Source organism: Pseudomonas sp. SDO5522_S412 (assembly GCF_054071215.1).
In genome coordinates this window covers 1-10,212 of the sequence record NZ_JBSVWQ010000200.1, presented here as the reverse complement: position 1 = coordinate 10,212, position 10,212 = coordinate 1, and the positions used below count along the sequence as shown (strand labels likewise).

The following is a 10,212-nucleotide window of genomic DNA, read 5'->3' as shown; positions in this document are numbered from 1 at the left end:
CGAGCCTAGGCGAGGCGCCGACAGGCGGGGCAGAGCGCTTTGGTTACTTTGCCGCAAAGTGACTCGCTGTAAGAGCGAAACCATAAGCAACCATGACCTAAATAACGGATATGCCCCCAATCAATGCGCAATACACACCGACTTCAGCTCGGTATAAGCCTCAATCACCGCCCGCCCAAACTCCCGCCCCATCCCCGATTGCTTCACCCCGCCAAACGGCATCGCCGGGTCCAGCAACACATGCGCATTCACCCAAACAGTCCCCGCCTCGATCCGCGGCACCAGGTTCATCGCCTTACCCAGATCATTGGTCCAAAGACTGGCCGCCAACCCATACCGATTGTCATTGGCCAACTCAATCACCGCATCCTCATCATCAAACGCCATCACCCCCAACACCGGCCCAAACACCTCCTCCCGGGCCACCGCCATCCCATGATCGATATCCGCCAAAATCGTCGGCCGCACATAAAAACCCTCACCCGCAACCTCATCCCCACCGATCACCACCCGCGCCCCTTCAGCCCGGGCCTGCTCGATATGGCGCAGTACCCCTTGCTGCTGCTTGCGCGACACCAACGGATTAATCGCCGCCTCACCATCCATCCCCGCCCCCAACGGCATCGCCGACACCGCAGCCGCCAACCCCTCGACAAACCGGTCATACACCGAACGATGCACATAAAAGCGCGAAGCCGCCGCACACACCTGTCCGTTGTTCAGCAACCCACCCAGGATCGCCCCCTGGATCGCCTTATCAATATCCGCATCCGCCAACACGATCATCGGATTCTTGCCCCCCAACTCCAGGGCAAACCGCGTCATGTTCTCCATGCACGCCACCCCCACGCTCTTGCCCACCGCAGTCGAACCGGTAAACGACACCTTGCTCACCAACGGATGAGCAGTCAGAACGCCCCCCACCGAGGCCCCGCCGCCGGTCACCACGTTGAACACCCCCGCCGGAATCCCCGCCTCCAGCGCCAGCTCCGCCAGGCGCATCGCCGTCAGCGGCGTTTCCATCGCCGGCTTGATGATCACCGTGCACCCGGTCGCCAGCGCCGGCATCAATTTCCAGGCCGCAATCAGCAGCGGGAAATTCCACGGCACGATGCCCACCACCACGCCCACTGGCTCGCGCTTGGTGAACGCAGTAAACCTGGCCCCCGGCGGCAAAGGGATCGACACGTCAAAGGTCTGCCCTTCAATCTTGGTCGCCCAACCCGACATGTAGCGCATGAACTCCACCGTGGCGTTCAGATCCAGCCCCCGCGCCAGGTTGATCGACTTGCCCTGGCTCAGGGTTTCCAGCTGCGCCAGCTCCTCGGCATGGGCCTCAACCAATGCGGTGAAGTTCAGCAAAATCCGCTCACGGTCGGCCGGGCGCAATCCCGACCACACGCGGGACTTGAACGCCGCATGGGACGACTGCACCGCCTGCTCCACCACGTGCAGCGGCGCGTCGAGGGTTTCGCACAGGGTTTGCCCGGTGGCCGGGTTGACCACCTTGATGCGTTCGCCCTCGGCAAATACCCACTGGCCATCGATAAAGCAGCCATGACGACGGTCCAGGAATGCAGCCACCTGCGGCAGGATTTCAACGTTGCTCATGATTCACCTGTATTCAATGCTGTTCTTTGAGAAAGCAGGCGACCGCTTGGCGATCGTCGGCCGAAGCCAGGCCCATGTAGGGCATGTAGGTGCCGGGCACAAACGCCTGGGGTTGGGTGATGAATTGCGCGATGGTCTCGGCTTGCCACTCGACGTTTTTGTCACGCATCGCCTGGGAGTAGCTGAAGCCCGCCAGGGAGCCGGATTTACGCCCGTAAACGCCCGCCAGGTTTGGCCCCATCATTGTCGCGCCGCCCTTCGCCACCGCATGGCACACGCTGCATTCGTTGGCGAAAACCTGGGCGCCACGGCTCTGGTCAGGGCCGCATTCAGCGGCGAATGCGCTGTGGGCCAGGACCAGCGACAGCAGGCCGGCCAGGGAAAATCTGTGTGCAGTGAACATAGAAAAACGACCTTGGAAATCATCGAAGTTGCCGACGATTGTCAGGGCTCAAGGTCGCTCGGGTTTTGCCCTGCGTGCCAGTCGTATTGGCCGGGCTGCCAAACCGTGGATTCTGGCAAGCACAGTCAAGTCTTTGGCAACCAGACAAAAGGCACGTCACTTCGCCAGCATTAGTATCGCGGCAGACCCCAACCCTGTGGTCATGAACAAGAATGGATGCCACACCATGCTCAAGTCCCCCTTGCTTCGTCTCTCAACCCTCGCGCTGATGATCGGCGCCAACCCGGCCGGCGCTTATGAGCTGTACGCCGATGACAGCAGTCATCTGAACGCCACGCTGGAAGCGGTATTCGGTGCCTTCCACAGCCAGCAGAACTACAGTCAATCCGGCCGCCTGGCCAAGGGCTCCTCGTCCTGGCGCGAGGGCTACGTGAAGTACGGCCTGAGCTTCGACAAAAGCTTCAGCGGCGCCGGCACCACCTACGGTGCGGCCAACCTGCTGAGTTCCGGCACCTGGGGCGACGGCGATGCCGCAGGTTTCAGCGACGGTTCGGAGCGCACCACCCAATTCGAAGACGCCTACCTCGGCTGGCGCTCGGGCAAGTTGTTTGAGGCCCTGGGCGAGAATGGCGTGGACCTGTCCTTCGGCCGCCAGAACATCGTGGTCGGCGACGGTTTCCTGATTGACGGCGACGCGCTGAACTTCGGCAAGGGCGTGGCCGATGGCGACCTCAATCGCGGCGGCGGCTACTACATCGCCGCCCGCAAGGCCTTCGACGAAACCGCCGTGTTGCGCCTGGGCGGCAAGGAAGGCTGGCGCAGCGACCTGATGTGGCTCAAGTCCGATAACCGTGCCCAGGCCAAGACCGAGATGTACGTCGCCACCCTCGAACACGTGGCCGCCGAAGGCACCGTGGGGCTGACGTACATCGATACCACCGACGTCGACAAGCAGTACGCCTCCCCCACGCAGCTGGAACGCGATGGCATGAAGACCTACAGCCTGCGGGCCACGGGCAATGCCGGGGTGACCAACCTGTTCCTGTCCGGCGAATACGCCTGGCAGGACAAGCCCCACACCGGCAACGAAGACGCCTGGTACCTGGAAGCTGGCTGGACCTTCTCCGACGTGACCTGGACGCCGTATGTGAGCTACCGCTACAGCCGCTTCTCGGAAGGCTTCGACCCGCTGTTCTACGGTTTCAGCCGTGGCTACGGCACCTGGTTCCAGGGTGAAGTGGCGGGCAACTACGCCGGGCCGTTCAACAACAACTCACGCATCCAGAACGTCACGTTCAAGGTTTCGCCCCTGCAGAACCTCAACGTCGGCGCGGTGTTGTTCGACTTCAAGACCATCGACCGCAACCTCGGCAACAACGACGGCCACGAGCTGGACCTGTACGCCGAATGGCACGTCAACGACCACCTGACGGTGATGCCGCTGATCGGCCTGTACCAGCCGGACAAGAGCGCCGAGCAAGGCGGCACGCAGCTGGGTAATCACGATAAAAACCTCTACAGCCAAGTGGTGTTCGCCACTAACTTCTAAGCCCGGCCGGGGCGGTGGCGCCGCCATCGCCCCGCCTGGCCAAGGCCTTCGCAATGCACACGAAATTCCTCACGATCCAGAGCAAGATCGCCCTGCTCGCCGGCCTCTGCCTGTTATTGGTGGTCGGCCTGCTGATGAGCCTGTCGCTGTACCAGACCCACCAGAGCAGCCAGCACGTGGCCCAGGCCAGCAGCGACATGCTCGCTGCCGCCGCCAAGGAACACATGCAGGCCCTGGGGCAAGTTCAGGCCATGCAGGTGCAACGCACCTTCATGCAAACCCATGAATACGGCCAGGGCTTGTCGCGTTATGTGCTGTACCTGCGGCAACTGCAACAACAGGGCAAACTGACCCGCCCAGAGTTGCGCCAGGAGCTGAATACCCAGCTGCGTCAGGCCCTGGTCGACAAGCCCGACCTGCTCGGGATTTACGTCATTTTCGAAGCCAATGCCCTGGACGGTGACGATGCCCACTTCGTCGACCAGGCCGCCGTCGGCAGCAACGAGGCCGGGCGCTTCGCCCAATACTGGGTGCAGGCCACCCCGGGTGAACTGACAGCGGTAGTCGGCGACGAAGCGCTGCTGGCCAATACCTCGCCCGGCCCCAGCGGCGCGCCGTACAACGCCTTCTACACCTGCGCCCGCGACACCGCCAGGGCCTGTGTGCTGGAGCCGTATTTCGACGAGGCTTCCGGCAGCCGCAAGCTGGTGACCAGCATTGCGTTCCCGCTGATGGAGCACGGCAAGGTGATCGCGGTGATTGGCCTGGACATCAACCTGGCGGCCTTGCAACAGGCCAGCCATACCAGCGCCGGGCAACTGTTCGACGGCCACGGGCAAGTCAGCATCGTCAGCCCCAAAGGCGTGATTTCCGCCTACAGCGAGGACGCCAGCCGCCTCGGGCAGCCGATCAGCGAAGTCATGCACGATGGCGCCCAGGTACTGGACGCGTTGCGCCAGGGGCAACCGCAAACCTTTGTCGATCAACAGCAAATCAAGCTACTCGAACCGCTGGCACCGATTGCCGGTGCCGAACCGTGGGGCGTTCTGGTGGGCGTGCCGCAGTCGGTGCTGCTGGCGCCGGTCACTGCGCTGCAACAGCAACTCGATGCCCAAGGGGTGAAAAGCACCGCCCTGGAACTGCTGCTGGGTGGCGGCTCGGCCCTGCTCGGCCTGCTGTTGATCTGGTACGCCGCGCTGCGCATCACCCGGCCGCTGCAAACCCTGACCCGGGTGATGGAGGACATTTCCCGGGGCGAAGGCGACCTGACGCGGCGGCTGGAGGTGCAATCCCGGGACGAGATCGGCCAGTTGGCCAGCGCCTTCAACCGTTTTGTCGAACGTATCCACCAGTCGATCCGCGAAGTATCTTCAGCGGGGCTCGGGGTCAACCAGGTGGTCAAGCGGGTGCTGCTGGCCTCGAATTCCTCGCTGAACAACTTCGATGAACAGGCGACCCGCACCAACAGTGTCGCGGCGGCGATCAACGAACTGGGCGCCGCCGCCCAGGAAATCGCCCGTAATGCCTCCGACGCTTCGCAGCAAGCCTCCGGCGCCCGGCAACAGGCTGAGGACGGGCGCCAGGTGGTGGAGCGCACGATTGCCGTGATGAATGAACTGTCGGGCAAGATCAGCGCCTCGTGCGTGCACATCGATGCGCTGAATCACAAGACGGTGAACATCGGGCAAATCCTGGAGGTGATCAAGGGCATCTCCCAGCAGACCAATCTGCTGGCACTGAACGCCGCCATTGAAGCGGCCCGGGCCGGTGAGGCCGGGCGCGGGTTTGCGGTGGTGGCCGATGAGGTGCGCAGCCTGGCCTATCGCACCCAGGAGTCGGCGCTGGAGATTCAGCAGATGATCGAAGAGCTGCAGGTGGGCGCACGGGAATCCGTCAGCACCATGACCGAGAGTCAGCAGCACAGCGAGGAAAGCGTGAGCATCGCCAACCTGGCGGGTACGCGGCTGGCCAGCGTGACGCAGAGGATTGGCGAGATTGATAACGTCAACCAGTCGGTGGCGGCGGCGACCGAGGAACAGACGTCGGTGGTGGAAGCGCTGAATGTGGACATTACCGAGATCAATATGCTGAACCAGGCCGGGGTGGAAAACCTGCAGTCGACGCTGCAGGCCTGTACCGAGCTTGAGCGTGAAGCGGAACGCTTGAATCAGCTGGTGGGCAGCTTTCGCATCTGACCAACAACTGCCCCGCAGGCCCCATGTGGGAGCGGGCTTGCTCGCGAAGACAGAGTGTCAGCCACTGAATAGGTTTCTGATACACCGCCTTCGCGAGCAAGCCCGCTCCCACATTTGATCTTCTGAACCTTCAGCAATGGGCGCCAGCATGCTCAATCCGGTGAAACAGCCGGTTGAAGTACACCAGGCTGTCGCCCTGCCCCCGCACCCCAACCCGCGACAACTCCACGAACATCACCGAATGCGACCCTACCTCCTTGCACTCACTGATACGCCCTTCCAGTTGCACCAGCGCATCCCGCAGCACCGGTACCCCCGCCTCGCCTCCGTCCCACAGGTCCCAGGCAAACCGCTCCGCCATGGGCACCTGGGTCATCCCGGCAAAGTGCCGCGCCAGCTCTTCCTGCTCCCCGCACAGCACGTTCACGCACAGCTGCCCATTGGTACGGAACACATCATGGGTCGCACTCCCGCGGTTCACGCACACCAACACCGTGGGGGGCGAATCCGTCACCGAGCACACCGCACTCGCCGTGATCCCGCAACGCCCGCCCGGGCCGTTGGTGGTGATGATGTTCACCGCGGCCGGCAGTTGCGCCATGGCGTTGCGAAAGTCGATTTGCTGCTGGCTCAGGTCGGCCATGTCGGTGCCCCTTTACGGTCCGTGGGTGATGCCACAAGACTAAGACGCCCCGTGCGGCGCGACCATTCAGACGATCCCCATGCCGACTAGGTGGTTTCTTTATCGTCAGGGCCGTTCACACTGGGTATTCTGCTGGCAAGGCTCCACAGATGAGCCAATGTCCGCCGCAGCGTGCCCGCGTGCGAAAACAACAATTAGAAATTCTCGTGGCAGTCCCTGATGGAAATTCGCACACCTATTGTTTACATCGTTGATGACGACAAAGACCTGCGTACCTCGCTGGCCTGGCTGCTGGAGTCGGTCAGCATAAAGGCCCAATGTTTCGCCGGGGCCGAAGAGTTCCTTGCGCACTACGACCCGCGCCAGCCCGCCTGCCTGGTGCTGGACGTGCGCATGCCGCAGACCAGCGGCTTCCAGTTGCAGGAGATCCTCAACCGGCGCGGCAGTACCTTGCCGACCATCTTCGTGTCGGCCCACGGCGACATACCGATGTCGGTCACCGCAATGAAAAACGGCGCGCTGGATTTCGTCGAGAAGCCCTACAACCCGCAACAGATGATCGACCGCATCCAGGCCGCTCTGAAGACCGCTGTACAGGCCCAGGCCGACCAGGAACAGCGCGAGCACCTGCAAGGCAAGCTGGCGCTGCTGACGAGCCGGGAGCGAGAAGTGTTGATGCTGGTGGTGGACGGCAAGGCGAGCAAGGTGATTGCCCGCGAGCTGAACATCAGCGTGAAGACCGTTGACGTGCACCGCACCAAGATCAAGGAAAAGATGGGCGTGACCAGCATCGCCATGCTGGTCCGCGAGGTGTTGTATCCCTAGGGCGCGATGATTGAATGTGGGAGCTGTCGAGCCTTGGCGAGGCTGCAAAGGGATCGCGGCGGTGTACCTGTCAGACCGAGTGGCCTGCATCGCGGGCAAGCCCGGCTCCCACAGGAAAATGCATTCCAGGTTCGGGAGCGGCACGCATCAATGATGGCTATAGCGCTTGCGGTACTCGCCCGGTGACACGCCGAAGCGCGACTTGAACGCCGATGAGAAGTAGCTGGAGTCGGAGAAGCCCCAGGCATAACAGAGTGCCGACAGCTTCTGCTCCGCCGGCGAATGGCGCAGGGTTTCGGCGCAGAAATCCAGGCGTCGGTGCTTGATGTATTGCGCCACCACCAGCCCGCGCTTGGAAAACATCCGGTACAGCCCGCGCACCGACACTCCGACTTCCCGGGCGATCAGCTCGGGGCAGAGTTCTTCGGCGCCGATGTGCGCATCGATGTAGGCGATGGTCTTGCGAAACTGCCGTTCCTGGGTGTCCACACCGTTGTCCCGGGCGCTGATCCCCGGCAGCAGCAGGCTGACCAATGCATCCAGCACGGCTTCGCTTTCCTGCATGCCCAGGTCGTTTTGCTGGCGGGTGTCGAGCACCATCTGGCTGGCCATCAGCGCCAACGGCGTGCGCGCCGAGATCCGCGTCGCGCAGTTGACCGCCGTGAAGTGCGAACCGCGCTCCACCACCTGGCGCGGCAGGATCAGCGACAATTGCCGGGAGTTGTCGTGGTAGGTCATGTCACTGGGGCGGCAGGCGTCGATCAGGGCGATGTCACCGCAGCCCAGTTGCGCACGGTTGTCGCCCTGTTCCAGCTGTGCGCTGCCCTGCAACTGGAACACCGCGTAGTAGTGCCCTTCATTGCCCGTACTGACTTCCTTGCTGCTGCGATACAGATGCACCTGGGCCATATCGACCACGCTGAGCTTGATCGCGCCGCTGCGAAACTCGCTCAATTCCCCATAAAACCCCGCGCCCAGGGCGCGGGCATCGAAGCGTCCACAGGCCTGGTTAACCTGCTGCAACCAACGCTCGAACGATTCGTTACGTTGCACCGTTGAACTCATCATGACCGCAAGGCCTCACGTTTTTTATTTTTTTGGTCCCAGCAATCTTACGGGTAGCGCCGATCAAATATCCAATACCAGACGAGCGGAAACCGCCCGGGAAACACACGCGCAAATCTGCCGGTTGGCGGCCTTCTCCTTGGTCGACAGGCAATTGTCACGGTGCTCGGGCACGCCTTCCAGCACCTCGACAATGCAGGTGCCGCAGATGCCTTCGCGGCACTCGGTGTCGATGTCGCAACCGTGGGCCTGCAATACGTCCACCAGGCTGGTATTCGCCGGTACTTGCAGCACCACGCCGGAGCTGGCCAGCTCCACTTCGAAACCACCGCTGGGCCCGACATTCGCCGCTGGGTCGGCCTGGAAGTGCTCCAGGTGGATCGCTTCCTCGGGACGGCTGCGGGCCGCCACTTCCACCACCTTGTGCATGAACGGTGCGGGGCCGCAGGTGTAGACGTGGGCAGCCGCGCCCGCCTGCTCCAGGCAGGCGCTCAAGGCCGCATCCAGCGCGCCCGGCTCGACGCCATAGTGAAACTGCACATGCTCGCCGAATGTATCGGCCAACAGCTGGGTAAACGCCGCGTACTGCGCCGAACGTGCAAAATAGTTCAGGCGCCACGGCTGGCCGCTGTCGGCCAGTCGATAGGCCATGCTCAACAGCGGCGTCACCCCGATACCGGCGGCAAACAGCGCATGGGCCGGCGCCTCCGGGTCGAGGCGGAACAGGTTGCGCGGAGCACCCATCTCCAGCTCCATGCCCTCCTGCACCTGCTCATGCAGGGCCAGGGAGCCGCCACGGGATTGCGCCTCTTTCTTCACCGCCACCAGGTACGCGCGGCCATCGTGGGGCGGGCTGCACAGCGAATACTGGCGAGTGACGCCGGTTGGCCCGGTGAGGTCCACATGGGCCCCGGGTTCATAACTGTCGAGGGGCTGGCCGTCACTGCGCACGAGGCGAAAGGAACGGATATCCAGCGCTTCATCGACGATGCGTTCGATCTTCACCTTCATCATTGCAGCACCTGAATCCTGTTGTTTCGGTTGAACGCTAACCTGTGGCGAGGGAGCTTGCTCCCGCTGGACTGCGCAGCAGGCCCACTTCGGGGGTGACTAGCGCATGAACAGCCCGCCGTTGATGTCCCAGCACGCGCCCGTGATCGAGGCGGCGTGGTCGGCGATCAACAGCAGCACGGTGTCGGCGATGGTGTGCGGGTCGCCGAGGGTGCCCGTCGGGATAATCTTGAGGATCTGCTCCAGGCGCTCCGGCGCCACGGTTTCGCGCACCACCGGCAAATCAAGCGGGCCTGGCGAAATGCTGTTGACCGTCACGCCCCGGGGCGCCAGTTCACGGGCGAAGACCTTGGTCAGCGTAGCCACGCCGCCCTTGGCCGCGGCGTAATGCGCGCCAGTGGCAGTTCCGCCGTTTTGCCCGGCGAGGGAGGCGATATTGACGATGCGCCCGAACCCTCGTTCGGCGAAATGCGCACCAAACACCTGGCAGGCCACGAACGTGCCCCGCAGGTTGATCGCCATCGATTCGTCGAATTCCTCGGGTGTGATGTCCATCAGCGCCGCAACTTTCGACACCCCGGCGTTGTTCACCAGGATATCGGTGCCGCCCCAGCGCTCGCTGAGCAGGTCCCGGGCGCGAATAAAATCGGCCTTGTTGCGCACGTCCAGCTCGATGGCGACGGCGGTTTCGCCGCGGTTGTCGAGTTCAGAGGCCAGGCGCTGCACGCCGTCCAGGTGCACATCCGCCAGGCCCACGCGGTAGCCTGCGGCGTGCAGGCGCCGGGCGATGCATTCGCCGAGGCCACGGGAGGCGCCGGTTACAAGCGCGATTCGGTTCATCAGGATGTCCTCATCTCAACTGTGGGAGCGGGCTTGCTCGCGAATGCGGTGTGTCAGTCAATGCATGTGG

At 63.0% G+C, this 10,212-nt stretch carries 9 protein-coding genes and 1 pseudogene; 4 read left to right on the top strand and 6 right to left on the bottom strand.

Annotated elements, in window-relative coordinates; genetic code table 11:
* Window positions 1–120 precede the first annotated feature (120 nt).
* Together ACW9I6_RS26305 and ACW9I6_RS26300 are read right to left on the bottom strand one after the other, a co-directional pair.
* On the bottom strand, window positions 121–1,611 hold the full coding sequence (locus ACW9I6_RS26305) for an aldehyde dehydrogenase family protein (RefSeq protein WP_177082046.1): 1,491 nt from the start codon (window positions 1,609–1,611) through the stop codon (window positions 121–123).
* A 13-nt stretch (window positions 1,612–1,624) separates the two neighbouring features.
* Window positions 1,625–2,014: a c-type cytochrome gene (locus tag ACW9I6_RS26300; protein WP_008431083.1), complete on the bottom strand. Its 390-nt coding sequence runs from the start codon at window positions 2,012–2,014 to the stop codon at window positions 1,625–1,627.
* Between the two features lie 226 nt (window positions 2,015–2,240).
* Between ACW9I6_RS26300 and ACW9I6_RS26295 the strand changes: the two genes are divergently transcribed.
* From ACW9I6_RS26295 to ACW9I6_RS26285, 3 genes and pseudogenes are all read left to right on the top strand, one after another.
* Window positions 2,241–3,563, top strand: coding sequence for an alginate export family protein (locus ACW9I6_RS26295; RefSeq protein ID WP_178911807.1), 1,323 nt, complete (start codon window positions 2,241–2,243; stop codon window positions 3,561–3,563).
* Window positions 3,564–3,616: 53 nt separating this feature from the next.
* Window positions 3,617–4,903 (top strand): annotated as a pseudogene (locus ACW9I6_RS26290) (HAMP domain-containing protein); the annotation flags it as partial.
* A 54-nt stretch (window positions 4,904–4,957) separates the two neighbouring features.
* Entirely contained in the window at window positions 4,958–5,758 is an 801-nt protein-coding gene (locus tag ACW9I6_RS26285; RefSeq protein WP_457340016.1) for a methyl-accepting chemotaxis protein, read from the top strand.
* 130 nt (window positions 5,759–5,888) lie between these two features.
* Here ACW9I6_RS26285 and hpaC read toward each other — a convergent pair whose 3' ends face one another.
* The gene (gene hpaC, locus ACW9I6_RS26280; RefSeq protein ID WP_003212611.1) at window positions 5,889–6,401 is read right to left on the bottom strand and encodes a 4-hydroxyphenylacetate 3-monooxygenase, reductase component; all 513 of its coding nucleotides are present in this window, start codon (window positions 6,399–6,401) and stop codon (window positions 5,889–5,891) included.
* Between the two features lie 219 nt (window positions 6,402–6,620).
* Between hpaC and ACW9I6_RS26275 the strand changes: the two genes are divergently transcribed.
* Window positions 6,621–7,226 (top strand): response regulator transcription factor, encoded by a 606-nt coding sequence (locus tag ACW9I6_RS26275; protein ID WP_102368721.1) that lies wholly within the window; start codon window positions 6,621–6,623, stop codon window positions 7,224–7,226.
* A gap of 147 nt (window positions 7,227–7,373) precedes the next feature.
* Here the strand turns inward: ACW9I6_RS26275 and feaR are convergent, their stop codons facing one another.
* The 3 genes from feaR to ACW9I6_RS26260 all read right to left on the bottom strand — a co-directional run bounded on the left by feaR (window position 7,374) and on the right by ACW9I6_RS26260 (window position 10,142).
* A complete protein-coding gene (gene feaR / locus ACW9I6_RS26270) occupies window positions 7,374–8,294 on the bottom strand; it encodes a transcriptional regulator FeaR (protein WP_023658728.1) in 921 nt (306 codons plus the stop codon).
* A gap of 60 nt (window positions 8,295–8,354) precedes the next feature.
* Window positions 8,355–9,305 carry a PDR/VanB family oxidoreductase gene (locus ACW9I6_RS26265; RefSeq protein WP_219406927.1) on the bottom strand — a complete coding sequence of 317 codons (951 nt, stop codon included), beginning with the start codon at window positions 9,303–9,305 and terminating at the stop codon, window positions 8,355–8,357.
* A 96-nt stretch (window positions 9,306–9,401) separates the two neighbouring features.
* Complete coding sequence (locus ACW9I6_RS26260) at window positions 9,402–10,142, bottom strand: SDR family NAD(P)-dependent oxidoreductase (RefSeq protein WP_003208858.1); 741 nt, start codon at window positions 10,140–10,142, stop codon at window positions 9,402–9,404.
* Window positions 10,143–10,212: the final 70 nt, after the last annotated feature.

Bases quoted from the DNA above. Each gene is read 5' to 3' on its own strand.
- ACW9I6_RS26260 (WP_003208858.1), bottom strand. From the start codon at position 10,142: ATGAACCGAATCGCGCTTGTAACCGGCGCCTCCCGTGGCCTCGGCGAA.
- ACW9I6_RS26275 (WP_102368721.1), top strand. From the start codon at position 6,621: ATGGAAATTCGCACACCTATTGTTTACATCGTTGATGACGACAAAGAC.
- feaR (WP_023658728.1), bottom strand. From the start codon at position 8,294: ATGATGAGTTCAACGGTGCAACGTAACGAATCGTTCGAGCGTTGGTTG.
- ACW9I6_RS26265 (WP_219406927.1), bottom strand. From the start codon at position 9,305: ATGATGAAGGTGAAGATCGAACGCATCGTCGATGAAGCGCTGGATATC.
- ACW9I6_RS26295 (WP_178911807.1), top strand. From the start codon at position 2,241: ATGCTCAAGTCCCCCTTGCTTCGTCTCTCAACCCTCGCGCTGATGATC.
- hpaC (WP_003212611.1), bottom strand. From the start codon at position 6,401: ATGGCCGACCTGAGCCAGCAGCAAATCGACTTTCGCAACGCCATGGCG.
- ACW9I6_RS26300 (WP_008431083.1), bottom strand. From the start codon at position 2,014: ATGTTCACTGCACACAGATTTTCCCTGGCCGGCCTGCTGTCGCTGGTC.
- ACW9I6_RS26305 (WP_177082046.1), bottom strand. From the start codon at position 1,611: ATGAGCAACGTTGAAATCCTGCCGCAGGTGGCTGCATTCCTGGACCGT.